Source organism: Epilithonimonas sp. UC225_85, from assembly GCF_042695135.1.
Taxonomy (GTDB): domain Bacteria; phylum Bacteroidota; class Bacteroidia; order Flavobacteriales; family Weeksellaceae; genus Epilithonimonas.
The window spans coordinates 2,123,645-2,137,678 of the sequence record NZ_CP170547.1; the positions used below are offsets into that span (position 1 = coordinate 2,123,645).

Sequence of the window (14,034 nt, forward strand, 5' to 3'; positions counted from 1 at the left end):
TTTTTTACAGAATTAAATTATCTTTGTAAAAATCTTAAATGCGAAAATATCAGGAGACTATTTATAAGTTCATTTTGTATTTTTCTGCCCTTATCAATCTTTTTTTGATAGGACTTTTATTTTTTGTTCTCAGAGATTCCCTTTCCGGAAAAGGTGATTACTTTTTGGAGGGCAGAAGTTTCTGGTATTTTATTGCAGTTATCGCCGCATATTCTATCGCCAATTTTATTTTTTTAATTCAGCTTTTCAAAAAAACGCCTGAAACCGAACCTGAAAAATCCATTGAAGAATGATTCTAATAACCGGTGCAACAGGGATTTTGGGAAGGGTGATTGCTTTGAAGCTTTTGAAAAAAGGGTATAAGGTAAGAGCCACAAAACGAATTTCCAGCAATCTGGAAGATGTCCGGACTTCTTATCGTTTTTATACCGATCAGCCGGATTTCTATTTCAATCAGATTGAATGGGTTAATGTTGATTTTGATGATCTCATTTCATTGGAAGATGCTTTAGATGGTGTGGATGAAGTTTATCATTGTGCTGCAAAGGTCAGCTTTAATCCGAATGCGGAAAAGGAATTATACAAAAACAATTCTGAAGCAACAGAGAAATTACTCTTTGCAATCGATCCTTTGAAGGTTAAAAAATTCCTGTTCGTAAGTTCTGTGGCAGTTCTCGACGGTTATAATGATTGGGGTGAAATGGATGAGAATTCTGATTTCAACGAAAAACTGGACCATTCAAATTACGCCATTTCCAAATATCTTTCCGAGATGGAAGTCTGGAGAGCTTCGGCAGAAGGCTTGAATACGGTTATCATCAATCCGGGCTTAATTATCGGGTCAGGAAACTGGAATCATAGCAGCGGAAAACTCTTCAAAGAAATGTCAAACGGTTTCACATTTCCGGGTTCTACCGCTTATGTAGATGTAAGAGACGTGGCTGAAATTGCGATTGAATTAATGGAAAAATCGATCTTCGGTCAACGTTTTATTCTCACTTCAGAAAATATAAAATACAAATATATCGCGGATAAAGTCCGAAAATATTTTGGCAAAGGAGAGGCAAAATTAATTCCGAATTCGATTCTTGATATTCTCCCGTTTTTTTCTGCAATCTTCGGCTGGTTCATTCCGATTCTTAAATTAGGGAACAAAACAAACGTAGAAACTATCAAATCCGACTCAAAAATTACCAGTAAAAAAATCCGTGAAACTTTGAATTACACTTTCATTCCTATCGATGAAAGCGTAGATTTTCACCTTAAAAATTATACTGAAAGCATTTTAAAATCCAATTAATGAACATTACGGAATTTCTGACTAAGAATACCAAACGATTTCCACAGAAAGCCTCTGTTGGATTCAAAAAAGATAATGAATGGAAGGAACTGACATGGATGAGATTCAAGCAGATGGTTTTCCGCACAGCAAATGCTTTAGTAGAAGTCGGTGTCAAAGAAAATGACAAAATCGCTATCTATGCCGACAATTCCCCGGAATGGATCATTATGGATCTTGCAGCACTGGCAGTCGGTGCAGTTACAGTCCCTGTTTATTCTACAAATGGCACAGATCAGGTAGAATATATACTGAACCATGCAGAGCCAAAAATTATACTGACAGGCGATCAGGATCAATACGAAATCTGCCATCAGCTGTTAAGAAAAACATCTTCCGTAAAGATAATCATTGCAGCGAAAAAGAATTTTGCTTTAAAAGATCGTTCTTTCTTTTTAGCAGATTTTATTGAGAAATCATCGGATAAGTTTAAGATCGTTGAAAGAAGTGATGATGATCTTGCTACAATAATTTACACATCAGGAACATCAGGAACCCCGAAAGGCGTGATGCTGACGCATGGCAATTTTCAGAAAGCTTTTGATGCACACCAAGAATTTTTTGATTTCGAAGATTTCGAGAAAGAGCATTCTTTGGCATTTTTGCCTCTTAGTCATGTTTTTGAGAGAAGCTGGACGTTGCTTTGCCTATATTTCGGTGCGAAAGTGAGTTTCCTGGAAAATCCGAAATTGATAGCAAATGCTTTACAGGAAGTAAAACCAACGACGATGTGTTCCGTCCCAAGATTTTATCAGAAAATCTATGCAGGCATCAATGAAATGCTTGTCACAGCTTCTCCAACCAAGAAAAAAATATTCAATTGGGCAATAGAAACCGGAACTCAGGTTTCGGAAAGAAAACGAAATCAGCAGAAAGTTCCTTTCCTGTTAAATCAAAAATATAAGATTGCAAACGCTTTGGTCTTTGATAAAATCAAAACGAAATTAGGCGGAAGACTTTGGTTTATGCCTTGTGGCGGCGCATCTGTTTCGGTCGAAGTTACGCAGTTTTTTGATGCAATGGGAATTCACATCACAGTCGGTTATGGGATGACGGAAACAACAGCGACGATAACCGCTTTTCCATTTACAAAATATAAATACGGAACGGCTGGAAAACTAATAGGCGATTCTCAAATCAAGATCGGGGAGAATGATGAAATTCTTGTAAAAGGAAGCGGAATCATGAAAGGTTACTACGAAAACCCGGAAGAGACAGCAAAGATCTTCACAGAGGATGGCTGGATGAAAACGGGAGATGCCGGTGTTTTGGATAATGAAGGAAATCTTACCATTACCGATAGAATAAAAGACTTAATGAAAACTTCCAACGGAAAATATATTGCGCCACAACCGATTGAGAATATGTTTTCCAACAACAGCTACATCAACCAGATTATGCTGATTGCAGAAGATAAACCATTTGTTTCTGCCTTGATTGTCCCGAATTTTGAAACACTTGAAGAGAAAATAAAAACGATGGGAATTACTTTCACCAATTGGAAAGAAGTTCTGGAAAATGAAAAAGTACAACAATTTTATCATCAGCTGATAGACGGGATCCAAACGAATCTGTCTGGTTTTGAAAAAATAAAGAAATTTGTGCTGATGCCGGCAGATTTTGAAATCCAAAGCGGAGAGATCACACCAACTTTAAAAATTAAACGAAATATCGTTCTCGAAAAATATGCGGACAAAATCAATTCGATTTATAATAAATATTAACTAAAAATATATTTTTAATATTGAAAGATATTGCTACGATAGATTTTATCAAATTTGACACAGAACGAATATTTCTGGAATTGATTAAATTTACAAACCTTATTAATAAGAATCTAATTTGAAGTTTTATAAATGAATACACAACAATTCGTAAATCGCCATATCAGCCTTAACGAGTCTGATAAAGCGGAAATGCTGAAGAAAGTAGGAGCAGCGAGTATTGAAGAACTCATCTCACAAACCATTCCGGATGCCATCAGGCTGGAGAAAGATCTGGACATTTCGGAGCCACTTTCGGAGTATGAGATGCTTTTACATTCCAAAGAATTGGCATCTAAAAACCTGAATTTCGACAACTATATCGGTTTCGGATATCACAATACTATTCTGCCTTCTCCAATCCAGAGAAATATTCTTGAAAATCCAAGCTGGTACACGGCTTACACGCCTTACCAGGCAGAGATCGCACAGGGAAGATTAGAAGCGCTTCTTAACTTTCAGACTGTTGTATCCGATTTGACAGGATTTCCATTGGCAAACGCTTCACTTCTTGACGAGTCTACAGCTGCAGCAGAAGCAATGCATATGTTTTTTAACAATAGAACGAAGGATCAGAAAAAAGCTAATTCGACTAAGTTTTTTATCTCGGATTTGGTTCTTCCACAAACGGTTTCTGTTCTTAAAACTAAAGCAGAAGGTCTTGGTATTGATGTGATTGTAGGTAATCATATCAATCATCAGTTTAATGATTCCTACTTTGGGGTTTTGTTGCAATATCCGGGGAAAAACGGAATTGTTTTAGACTATACAGAAAACATCACTTATTATAAAGAATTTGATTTACAGGTTGTTGTAGCTTGTGACCCGATGGCTTTGGTTAAGCTGAAATCGCCGGCTGATATGGGCGCGGATTGTGCTGTCGGAACTTCACAAAGATTTGGAATTCCAATGGGTTACGGTGGTCCTCACGCCGCTTTTTTCACTTGTAAAGAAGATTATAAACGAGATATTCCGGGAAGGATTATTGGGGTTTCTCAGGATATGTACGGCAAACGTGCACTGAGAATGGCCCTTCAAACCAGAGAGCAGCACATCAAAAGAGAAAGGGCAACTTCCAACATTTGTACAGCTCAAGTTTTACTTGCAGTGATGGCTGGTATGTACGCTGTTTATCATGGACCTAAAGGATTAAACTTTATCGCAGATCAGATTCATTTTAAAACAAATGCTTTAGGTGATGCGCTGAAAGTTTTAGGCTATGATATTGTAGACGAGCCGGTTTTTGATACTGTAAAATTCAGATTGCATGAAGAAGAGAAATCTTCTTTGAGAATGAAAATGAGAGATCAGAAGATTAATCTTAATTATTTCTCCCAAGGCATCGTAAGTATTTCCATTAATGAAACGACGACAGTTGATAAACTAAACCAATTAATTGAAGCTTTTGCTCAGTTCAAAGGAAAACAAGGTTACAAAGTAAGTCTTAAAGAAGAATATTCGATCCCTGCAGAATTACTGAGAGAAGATAAAATCTTAGAAGAAGAAGTTTTCAACAAATACCATACGGAGACAGAGTTGATGCGTTATATCAAACGTCTTGAGAGAAAAGATTTGTCTCTTACTCATTCTATGATTTCGCTGGGATCTTGTACAATGAAACTGAACGCAGCGACTCAAATGATCCCGTTATCTTGGGGAGAATGGGGAAGTGTTCATCCGTTTGTACCGACGGAACAAGCAGGAGGTTATCAGGAAATGATCAAAGAATTAGAAAAAGATCTTGCTGAGATTACTGGCTTCGCAGGAACTTCTCTACAACCCAATTCCGGTGCGCAAGGCGAATATGCCGGACTGATGGTCATCAGAGAATACCATAAAAACAGAGGCGAAGGTCATAGAAATATCGTTCTGATTCCTCAATCTGCACACGGAACCAATCCTGCTTCTGCTGCAATGGCGGGAATGAAGATCGTTGTAGTAAAAAATCTTGAAAATGGAGAGATTGATTTTGAAGATTTCAAAGCGAAAACTGAACAGCATTCCGAGAATCTATCGGCTGTGATGATCACTTATCCTTCGACTTACGGATTCTTTGATGCAAATATCAAGGAAATTACAAAACTGACGCACGACCATGGCGGACAAGTCTATATGGACGGAGCAAATATGAATGCTCAGGTTGGATTCACAAGTCCGGGTAATATCGGGGCAGACGTTTGCCACCTGAATCTTCATAAGACTTTTGCTATTCCTCACGGTGGTGGTGGACCTGGCGTTGGCCCGATCTGTGTGGCTGAACATTTGGTTCCATTTTTACCAACGAATGCGAATATCTCCATTGGTGGGAAAGAAGCAATTGAAGGAATCTCTGCTGCACCATACGGTTCTGGACTGATCCTGAATATTTCTTATGCTTACATCAAAATGCTGGGAACTTCCGGTCTTAAAAAAGCAACAGAGCATGCGATCCTTAATGCCAATTATCTTAAAGAGATCTTAGCTGAGCATTTCCCAATCCTTTACGCAAACGATAAAGGCAGAGTAGCGCACGAATGTATCGTAGACTTCCGTCAGTTCAAAACTTTAGGTATTGAGGTGGCTGATATTGCAAAAAGGTTAATGGATTACGGTTTCCATGCACCAACAGTGAGTTTCCCTGTGGCAGGAACATTAATGATAGAACCAACCGAGTCAGAAAATAAAGACGAGATCGACAGATTTGCTGAAGCGCTGATTAACATCAAAAAAGAAATTGATGAGATCGCAAATGGTGAAGCAGATAGAGAGAACAACGTTTTGAAAAATGCACCTCACACCGAACAATTGGTGATTTCTGACAACTGGGATAAACCTTACGGCAGAGAAAAAGCAGCTTATCCATTGGAATGGGTGAGAACGCACAAATTCTTTGCAACGGTTGCGAGAATCGATGAAGCTTATGGAGACAGAAACCTTATCTGTACTTGTGAGCCGATTGAAGCTTATATGTAGGCATTTACATACAGGAAGAATAAGTGATAGACTGTAATTTGCTTCTGCATTTTTTCTCACACTATGTTAAAATAAAAACCTCTCAACAACTTGAGAGGTTTTATTTATGCATATTCTTAATGATAAAGATTAAATTTCTTTTTGTCCAATTTCATTGATCTCGTTATAATTTTCTTTAGGATTTATACCATATTCATTTTTTCCAGGTGTTCCTTCTGTACAAAATAGGATTAGTAACCAGATACCACCAATTAATGGTATAAATGCAATAAAATAAAACCATCCACTTTTATCTACATCGTGTAGCCTTCTTACTGCAACTGCTATTCCTGGGATCAGAGTAATTAAAACATATACTAGATAAATAAATCCGTAAGGAACTTTTGAATTAAACTTTAATCCTAAAATATTATCCAGAACAATTGCTGTAATTGCAAATATGCAATTGAATAATATAAACATCCAATATTCTGTTCTTCTTGCTCTGCCATTAAAGTCGGCATACTGTTTCATAACTTTTAAATACCATTTCATAACTAATAATTTTATTTAATTCAAAAGTAAAGTTTTTTTTACTGTTGTTGATTATTATTTATTAAAAAACAAAATCCGCAATGAAGAATGGTTTATGAAAATAGTTTTTACAAATTTACTTATGATTTAATTTTAATTTTTCCTGTATTGACTTGATAAATTAAAATATATTAAATTTTGAATAATTCAAAATAATAAGCAATTATTATTATTGGTATGGTAATTGGATAGTGGAATGCGCATCTCTAGTATCACAGTATTTAGGATGGGTAAGTACAGTTATTTCAATTGTACTTTTAGTAAGTAAAACAATTTAAAATTTTTTTTTATGAAATCAAAATTAACTATTTTGTCGTTGGCATTAGCGTGCCCGGCAGTGATGTTTTCGCAGCAGACAATGCAGACCAACACAAACACAAATTCCATCGAAACTACTTCCATGAAATCTGATTCTACAAGATTCAACAGCTGGTCTGTATCTTTTGGAGGTGGAATCCCTTTTATGCAAAACGCAGATTTAAAATCTATCAATAGTGGAAACACGCTAGTTGGCTATTCAGCTTATTTCAGTATCGACAAAGCACTTTCTCATTCATTTGGTTTGAAATTACAATACGATCGTGGTGAAACAAGACAAGGTTATTTCAATACCAAAGATGCTGCACCTGCCAACGCATCCACTACATTGCAGGTTGGAGCAAGAACGCAGTACGATGCGATCTCGCTTTTGGGAGACATCAATTTCTCAAACCTTCTTAGAAGAGTTGACAGCAAAGCAGATTACAGATGGGCTATCCACGGTTATGCTGGTGCAGGAGTATTAGCTTACCGCGCATACCAAAAAGACGAAATGGGTCAGAGACTGATGACAGAAAAGAAGCCTTTCAAATTTAATTCATTATTCGGACAGGCTGGTGCCGGTTTAAAATATAAAATCAGTAACAGAGTAGATATCGAAGGAAGACTGATGTATGTCTATACAGGAGACGACGAGTTCGACGGAGGCGGAGATCAGTACAGCGCAGTGAACAGAATCAGTTCTCATACAGCAGATAATTTCTTCAATGCAACATTGGGTCTTACCATTAATCTTGGAAAAAACAGACCTAATTTGATGTGGCACGATCCATTAGACGAAGTTTACACTAAAATTGATGAGCTAGAAACTAAAATTGATAATATCAAATTGTGTAAAAACGGTGATGTTGACAATGATGGTGTTTGTGATGACTGGGACAGACAGCTTGATACACCAGCCGGTGCAAGAGTTGATGGTTCTGGTGTAGCATTAGATGTTGATTTGGATGGCGTTATCGATCTTAATGACAAATGTGTAACAGTTCCTGGTCCGGTTGAAAACAATGGCTGTCCGCTTACAAATACAAATGCAAGCAACGGTCCTGTTTCTTCTGACGAAACTGCTATCAGCGCAATCGAGTTTGATTTGAATTCTGACAGAATCCTGCCAAGTAACACACCGATACTTAACAGCGCAGTTAGTTATATCAATACATCCAACGGAACTTACACCGTGATTGGTGCTACCGATACAAGAGGAAGTGAAAGTTATAATCAGGCATTATCTCAAAGAAGAGCAGATAACGTAAAACAATTCTTGATTACCAACGGAGTTAATTCATCAAAATTGGATGCTCAGGGAAACGGAAAGTTTGACCTGAAATATCCGGAATGTGATCCAGCATCAAAATGTCCTGAATGGAAAAACAGAGCAAATAGAAGAGTGTATTTTAAAGCAAAATAAATTTTACAATTCTATCTTTCGAAGACTGTCATTTTTGGCAGTCTTTTTTTTGTTTAGATATTCACTGATGCCATAGATCTTAGTCGATTACATATGAACAAAAAACCCCACTTCCAAAGCGAGGTTTTTTGATAAGAAAAAAGAAAAATATGATCAGGTTAGCTTTGCGACAATCTGTTCCAACTCGTCCAGATTAAAAGGCTTGGATAGATAACCATCCGCAGATGCCTGTGATGATATCTCGGCTACATCATTCTTGGCAGTCACGAAGATCACAGGAATCTTGTGATAAGTCTCATGACTTTTTAATAACCGGGTGGCTTCCACTCCGCCAATCAGGGGGATATTAATATCCATCAAAATTAAATCCGGTAAGAAATTTCTAACATCTGATATGATATTATCTGCTGTTTCTGCAATCTCAACTGCATAGCCAATTTCTTCAAATATTATGGAGACAACCTCCAGTGTAGGAGCGTCATCATCAAAAATTAAAATTTTCTTCTTGGTCATTGCCGCTATATTTGTTACTATTCCCCGTATTTAAGGAATTAATGTATCATTTTACACTGCCGTCAAAATTAGATATTATGATGCTGTTTATTTATGATTACGATCATATTCGTTTTTGTGATGATCAATAGATTTTAATGCTTGTTTCTATGTATGAAAGATGTTTTTTTGACACATTATTTTGTAGTATAACAATTAAGTTTATAAATTCGATCCAGAAAACTACGAATCTTAAATTATGCTGATACCAGAAGAGCTTCTGAAAAGTTACGGAGCAACCACAGAATATTTTAAAAAAAAGGATACTATTTTTAGTGAGTACGAAACGCCTAAAAACTACTATCAGATCATTTCCGGAAGTATAAAACTCAATCATTATAACGAACAGGGGAAGGAACTCATCTTCGCTATTCTGAGCGCAGGACTTAGCGTCTGTGAGATGCTGTTGTTCATAGACCATACCTTTCCCGTAAATGCTATTGCCTGTGAAGATGTGGCAGTACTAAGGCTATCAAAAGAAAAGTTCATCCAGATGCTGGACGATCATCCCAAAATCGGCAGAGATGTCAATAATTTTCTGGCAGAAAGACTGTATCAAAAGTATATTATGCTGGAAAATAATTCGTCTTTGTACGCTAATGTTAGAATAAGAGGTGTGTTGGATTATCACAAAAGCTTCAGCCCGGAACAAAGCCAGTTTTCATTTCAGATACCGCTCACCAGACAGCAAATATCAGCTATGACCGGTCTGAGGGTAGAAACAGTGATCAGGAATATAAAAACCTTTGAAAAAGAAGGGCTGCTAAAAATAATTAATGGAAAAATCTATTATTAAGTTTTCAATATCAGTAAAAAATCTTGCGGTTTTTAATTTTCACAATATTATCTTTCTCCATTATTTTCAAAGTTCGGATGGTAGTCTCAACACGCAAACCTGTTAGACTTGCCATCTGCTGTCTGGTAAGCGGGATCTGAAATGAAAAAACCGTGGTGTCGGTCTGCGAACTCTTGAGATAATCCATTAAAACTTTGAGTTTTGTGGCCGGATTTTTTATTGAAAGTATCTGGCGCATCACAAATTTGGAAAACAGGGAGTCGGCCAGGTTTTTAATAATATTAACTTTAAATTCGGGATTGTCCTCCAACATCTTTAGGAATTTAATTTTCGAGATTCGCCATACTTTACAATGAGAGATGGCGACTGCATTGGCAGGGTATTTTTTATTGATAAAAAGCAGAAACTCACCAACGCTTTGTCCCTTTGTTGCTATGCTGTGAATGGATTCTTTTCCGTCCTCACTGAAGTTATTCAGCTTCACCTCACCTTCAATGATCTGATAAAAATAATTGGGTAAACTTCCTTCGGTAAAAATAAAATCTCCGGCATTATATTCTTTGACTTTTCCGCCCGATGATTTTATAATGTATTCTTCAATATTCATTTGCTCTCTGCGCTTAAAATTGTTTGCAATATTATCCTGTTATAATCCTGAATAAACTGCATTTTGTCCTGTACTAATTATGGTCACTAAATTTGTTCACTATCGAAGCGGCATATAAAACAGAGATTAAAGAATAGTATAAGAAAGTTTTGCATATTTTAATTTTTCAGGTCAAAAATAATTAGAACTTAATATTTACAGTATGATTAGGGTCATATTTGAACAAGCATAAAAGTTTTATTCACAATGATAAAAACCCCGATTATACAAGAGGTTTAATTGATCAAATTGTAATCATATTAAAACAAAAACCCTGACTGAATAATCAAGGTTTTTCTTTGTTATAGAGGTGAATTTACTTCCTTAAGAGCATATATTTTTGTAAAATTATATTTTATACTTGGGCATCCAAGTTAAGTTCGGAAGCCAGAATAACTTCCCTGTTTTCCAGCAAAGGAACAATCTGCTTCACCACGATTTCCTGATAATGAGGAGAATTCTTGTGTGATTCTATGCTTGCTTCATCCTTGTAGCATTCCATCAGAACCAGTGTATTGGATTCTGAATTGCTTTGATAGATTTTGTAAAACAGATTACCTTCTTCACCTGTACTTTTCTCTTTTAATGTAGGAATAAGTTCCAGGACTGTATTTAGTTCTGATTCTTTCACCTGCCATTTGGCGAAGATATAGATTGGTTCTTTTGTGATATTGCTCATCATTTTTAATTTAATAAAGAAACTATTTTTTCACCAACACCTTTTGCAGAAGCGGGATTTTGTCCGGTAACAAGATTGCCGTCTGCGATGCTGTTTGCCAACCAAGGTTCTGTCGTGTGAAATATTGCACCCTGCTCCGTAAGAGCGGTCTGAAGGTCAAAAGGAACATCTGCTTTTGCATACATATTTTCTTCTTCGGTGCTAAATGAAGTGATGTTTTTGCCATCAATCAGGTATTTTCCATTGCTTAATTTTACATTCAGCAAAGAAACGGGACCATGACAAACTGCGCCTACAATTGCACCACGTTCGTAGGTTTCTGCAATAACTTTTTTCAGCAAAGCATTTTCCGGCATATCGACCATTGGGGCAAGCCCGCCGGGAACGAAAACCGCGTCGTAAATATTGGCATCAACATCATTCAGTTTTGGTGCTTTCTGCATCTCTGCCCAGCCGTCTCCAGTTAAGAATTTCAGATTATCCGGATCGTCGGCAAGATTTAAAGCGTCTAGATATGGCGTTTCTCCGGTTAGAGATGCAAAATCAATCTGGAATCCTGCATTCTCAAATTCTGCATACGGATGTGCTACTTCCGGTAAAAATGTCCCGGTTCTTCTGTTATTCGGACCAATAGAATTGGCGTTGGAAACGATAATTAAGATTTTCTTTTTCATGACTTAAAAATTTAATTGTTATTGATGATTTCTTTTAAATTGATAAGACAAATGTACAGTCAAACATTGCCCGAAACGAAGGAGGCAAGTCACAAAAAAAGTGTGATCGCAATCACACTTATATTTATTTTGAGTAAAGCCTGCTGAGCGTTTCCCGGCTCACACCCAGATATTCGGCAATCAGTTTTTTAGGAATCCGCTGCAGCAGATCCGGATATAATTTTGAAAACTCTTCGTAGCGCTGTTGAGGCGTGCTGGAAAGGAGTAATTTCACTCTCTGTTGTAAGGCAATATAGCCATTGGTCAATTTGACTCTGTAAAAATGTTCCATTTTGTGAAGTTCCGAAGCCAATTTTTCTCTTGCTTCCAACGTCGAGAAAAGGATCTCGCCGGCTTCGATACATTCGATATACATTGTCGCTTTTTTGGATTGGAAAAAGGCAGTATAATCTGACATCCACCAGTTTTCTTTGGCAAATTGGAGGATAAATTCTTTTCCCTGCTCGTCCAGATAAAACACTTTGAATATTCCGGACAAAACAAGAAACTCTTGGTTTACCTCATCACCTTCGTGAATCAGGAATTGATTTTTCAAAGTTCTTTTGAGAGTGAAGAACGGCTTTATGATCTCAAACTCATTGTCTGTGAGAGAAACTATTTCTTCAATATGATTGCGCAGTTTTTCCATTGGATGAAGTGTTTTAAAGTGTTTCTTTGCTGATCCATTTTCCAACTGTCGGCGCAACATAATTCTTCATCTTTTCCAGCAATTCCGGAATGTTGTCACTCACAATCAGCATCTGTTGATTATTTTTTTTCAGGAAAACCAAAGTTTTATTTTGATAATTTTATTTGGTCCAGCCTACATTTTTTTTCCAGGTCTCCATCTCCGTTTTCCTTTTTATCAGATCTTTTGGAGCTGAATGGTTTTCTTTTTTTGCCTGATTTCTGATGATTTCTGTCTGTTCTTCCAATGTATTGAGGCCGATAGATTTTCTCCGCTGGTTTACCTTTTTCAGATCATCAAAATGATTTGGGCTAAGTGCGCCATTCTCGTCCCAGTCAAACTGAGTTCCGTAAAGTTGAGGCTTGTTCTCAAAAGTGGCAATTCTGTCTGTCAGGTAAGCTAAATTCCTTGGATCAGCTTTATTTTCTTTCACGGCTTTTTCCAAAAGTGATGCGCACTTTCTCATAAAATCTGGGTTTCCAATAGAATGCTGAATAACCAGCCATGCTGCATAAGCGGCTTCCTGACCCACTTTTTGAATTGTTGGGAATCCAATATCATTAATTATTTCATTTAAAATCTCTGCATTTTTATTATGGAGGTTTTGCATTTCCCGGTTATAACCTTCGCCAAGTTTCCCTTCTGAGACCAGTCGGTCACGAAGTTCCATGTCTGCATTTTGAAGTCCGATTATTATTTCGGGGATATCTTGATTCTCCATTTAGAGTTGGTTATTTTATTAGTTAAGGATTATGAATTAAGCAGAATAAGAAACAGGAATTTCAAAATGATGGTGCTAAATTAATGAAAAAAGGCTGAATCTAACTTCAGCCTTAATTTTTACTTAGAATGTCTTTTGAAGAATTCTACAATTTCCGGGAAAGATTCTTTTGGGAATTCGTGACCGGCGTTGCTTTGTTGCAAAACCAGTTCGGTTTTGTTTTTTCCCTGGAAGATTGTTTTATCATCGTCGGTTTTCCCTTCAGCAGAGATTCCGAGATTGGTTTTTACAATGGGAACAGATTTTTCCTGGCTTTCGAAAGAAACGATCTTATCATTTTTCCCCATATACATCCAGACCGAAATCGGGGTTGCGCCGGAGATCATATTGCCGCCCTGAGCAGAAGCGGAGCAGATGGCCGTGATTTTATCGCCTCTTTCCTTCCACAGAACGTTGACGAATCTTGCACCGTTGGAATGTCCGAGGAGATAGATTCTGCTGTCATCAATCTTATAATCTTTGTGAATTTCTGAAAATACCTTGTCAAAGAATCTGATATCACGACCTTCCAGATCATCCGTGAAGATCTGCCAGCCGTTCATCGTTCCGTTCGGGTCAATTCCCGGAACTTTTCTTCCCGGCAAACCTTCCATAAAAATAACCAGTGCATCTTTATAATAATCCTGAATATTAATCCTGCGGCTTGCAAAATTGGCGTTTCCGCCGTGACCGTGGAACACAAAAACGACAGGCGTTTTTCCGGATTTTACAGCCGGCTCATAGATGATGGCTTTCCTGGAAGTGCCATCGATGTTATAATTTTTAGTAATCTGAGAAAAGAGGAAAATACTGCAAATTAAAAAGAGAAGCGTAATTGTTTTTTTCATTT

At 37.1% G+C, this 14,034-nt stretch carries 14 protein-coding genes; 6 read left to right on the forward strand and 8 right to left on the reverse strand.

What is annotated here, in order from left to right; translation table 11 throughout:
* Positions 1 to 38 precede the first annotated feature (38 nt).
* The 4 genes from ACFJGY_RS09765 (at position 39) to gcvP (ending at position 6,054) form a co-directional block, all read left to right on the forward strand.
* Entirely contained in the window at positions 39 to 293 is a 255-nt protein-coding gene (locus ACFJGY_RS09765; protein WP_379963361.1) for a hypothetical protein, read from the forward strand.
* On the forward strand, positions 290 to 1,300 hold the full coding sequence (locus tag ACFJGY_RS09770) for an NAD-dependent epimerase/dehydratase family protein (protein WP_379963363.1): 1,011 nt from the start codon (positions 290 to 292) through the stop codon (positions 1,298 to 1,300). The genes ACFJGY_RS09765 and ACFJGY_RS09770 overlap by 4 nt, the downstream gene beginning before the upstream one ends.
* Positions 1,300 to 3,063, forward strand: coding sequence for an AMP-dependent synthetase/ligase (locus ACFJGY_RS09775; RefSeq protein ID WP_379963365.1), 1,764 nt, complete (start codon positions 1,300 to 1,302; stop codon positions 3,061 to 3,063). Before ACFJGY_RS09770 ends, ACFJGY_RS09775 begins: the two co-directional genes overlap by 1 nt.
* 132 nt (positions 3,064 to 3,195) lie before the next feature.
* On the forward strand, positions 3,196 to 6,054 hold the full coding sequence (gene gcvP / locus ACFJGY_RS09780; protein ID WP_379963367.1) for an aminomethyl-transferring glycine dehydrogenase: 2,859 nt from the start codon (positions 3,196 to 3,198) through the stop codon (positions 6,052 to 6,054).
* Positions 6,055 to 6,183: 129 nt separating this feature from the next.
* Here gcvP and ACFJGY_RS09785 read toward each other — a convergent pair whose 3' ends face one another.
* Entirely contained in the window at positions 6,184 to 6,588 is a 405-nt protein-coding gene (locus ACFJGY_RS09785) for a DUF805 domain-containing protein (RefSeq protein WP_379963369.1), read from the reverse strand.
* A 328-nt stretch (positions 6,589 to 6,916) separates the two neighbouring features.
* Here ACFJGY_RS09785 and ACFJGY_RS09790 point away from each other — a divergent pair, with 328 nt between their 5' ends.
* A complete protein-coding gene (locus ACFJGY_RS09790) occupies positions 6,917 to 8,350 on the forward strand; it encodes an OmpA family protein (protein WP_379963372.1) in 1,434 nt (477 codons plus the stop codon).
* 153 nt (positions 8,351 to 8,503) lie between these two features.
* On the opposite strand, the gene ACFJGY_RS09795 is transcribed toward ACFJGY_RS09790, so the two are convergent.
* Positions 8,504 to 8,863: a response regulator gene (locus tag ACFJGY_RS09795; protein ID WP_379963374.1), complete on the reverse strand. Its 360-nt coding sequence runs from the start codon at positions 8,861 to 8,863 to the stop codon at positions 8,504 to 8,506.
* Between the two features lie 238 nt (positions 8,864 to 9,101).
* Between ACFJGY_RS09795 and ACFJGY_RS09800 the strand changes: the two genes are divergently transcribed.
* Positions 9,102 to 9,698 carry a Crp/Fnr family transcriptional regulator gene (locus tag ACFJGY_RS09800; protein WP_379963376.1) on the forward strand — a complete coding sequence of 199 codons (597 nt, stop codon included), beginning with the start codon at positions 9,102 to 9,104 and terminating at the stop codon, positions 9,696 to 9,698.
* 10 nt (positions 9,699 to 9,708) lie between these two features.
* On the opposite strand, the gene ACFJGY_RS09805 is transcribed toward ACFJGY_RS09800, so the two are convergent.
* From ACFJGY_RS09805 to ACFJGY_RS09830, 6 genes are all read right to left on the reverse strand, one after another.
* Entirely contained in the window at positions 9,709 to 10,305 is a 597-nt protein-coding gene (locus tag ACFJGY_RS09805; protein WP_379963378.1) for a Crp/Fnr family transcriptional regulator, read from the reverse strand.
* Positions 10,306 to 10,699: 394 nt separating this feature from the next.
* Entirely contained in the window at positions 10,700 to 11,026 is a 327-nt protein-coding gene (locus tag ACFJGY_RS09810) for a putative quinol monooxygenase (RefSeq protein ID WP_379963380.1), read from the reverse strand.
* Positions 11,027 to 11,028: 2 nt separating this feature from the next.
* A complete protein-coding gene (locus tag ACFJGY_RS09815; protein ID WP_379963382.1) occupies positions 11,029 to 11,697 on the reverse strand; it encodes a type 1 glutamine amidotransferase domain-containing protein in 669 nt (222 codons plus the stop codon).
* Positions 11,698 to 11,821: 124 nt separating this feature from the next.
* Positions 11,822 to 12,385, reverse strand: a complete 564-nt coding sequence (locus tag ACFJGY_RS09820; RefSeq protein WP_379963384.1) for a Crp/Fnr family transcriptional regulator — start codon at positions 12,383 to 12,385, stop codon at positions 11,822 to 11,824.
* Positions 12,386 to 12,545: 160 nt separating this feature from the next.
* Positions 12,546 to 13,145, reverse strand: coding sequence for a DUF6624 domain-containing protein (locus tag ACFJGY_RS09825; protein ID WP_379963386.1), 600 nt, complete (start codon positions 13,143 to 13,145; stop codon positions 12,546 to 12,548).
* Positions 13,146 to 13,264: 119 nt separating this feature from the next.
* A complete protein-coding gene (locus ACFJGY_RS09830; RefSeq protein ID WP_379963388.1) occupies positions 13,265 to 14,032 on the reverse strand; it encodes an alpha/beta hydrolase family esterase in 768 nt (255 codons plus the stop codon).
* Positions 14,033 to 14,034: the final 2 nt, after the last annotated feature.

Bases quoted from the DNA above. Each gene is read 5' to 3' on its own strand.
- ACFJGY_RS09790 (WP_379963372.1), top strand. From the start codon at position 6,917: ATGAAATCAAAATTAACTATTTTGTCGTTGGCATTAGCGTGCCCGGCA.
- ACFJGY_RS09820 (WP_379963384.1), bottom strand. From the start codon at position 12,385: ATGGAAAAACTGCGCAATCATATTGAAGAAATAGTTTCTCTCACAGAC.
- gcvP (WP_379963367.1), top strand. From the start codon at position 3,196: ATGAATACACAACAATTCGTAAATCGCCATATCAGCCTTAACGAGTCT.
- ACFJGY_RS09785 (WP_379963369.1), bottom strand. From the start codon at position 6,588: ATGAAATGGTATTTAAAAGTTATGAAACAGTATGCCGACTTTAATGGC.
- ACFJGY_RS09810 (WP_379963380.1), bottom strand. From the start codon at position 11,026: ATGATGAGCAATATCACAAAAGAACCAATCTATATCTTCGCCAAATGG.
- ACFJGY_RS09815 (WP_379963382.1), bottom strand. From the start codon at position 11,697: ATGAAAAAGAAAATCTTAATTATCGTTTCCAACGCCAATTCTATTGGT.
- ACFJGY_RS09765 (WP_379963361.1), top strand. From the start codon at position 39: ATGCGAAAATATCAGGAGACTATTTATAAGTTCATTTTGTATTTTTCT.
- ACFJGY_RS09795 (WP_379963374.1), bottom strand. From the start codon at position 8,863: ATGACCAAGAAGAAAATTTTAATTTTTGATGATGACGCTCCTACACTG.
- ACFJGY_RS09770 (WP_379963363.1), top strand. From the start codon at position 290: ATGATTCTAATAACCGGTGCAACAGGGATTTTGGGAAGGGTGATTGCT.
- ACFJGY_RS09800 (WP_379963376.1), top strand. From the start codon at position 9,102: ATGCTGATACCAGAAGAGCTTCTGAAAAGTTACGGAGCAACCACAGAA.
- ACFJGY_RS09825 (WP_379963386.1), bottom strand. From the start codon at position 13,145: ATGGAGAATCAAGATATCCCCGAAATAATAATCGGACTTCAAAATGCA.
- ACFJGY_RS09775 (WP_379963365.1), top strand. From the start codon at position 1,300: ATGAACATTACGGAATTTCTGACTAAGAATACCAAACGATTTCCACAG.
- ACFJGY_RS09830 (WP_379963388.1), bottom strand. From the start codon at position 14,032: ATGAAAAAAACAATTACGCTTCTCTTTTTAATTTGCAGTATTTTCCTC.
- ACFJGY_RS09805 (WP_379963378.1), bottom strand. From the start codon at position 10,305: ATGAATATTGAAGAATACATTATAAAATCATCGGGCGGAAAAGTCAAA.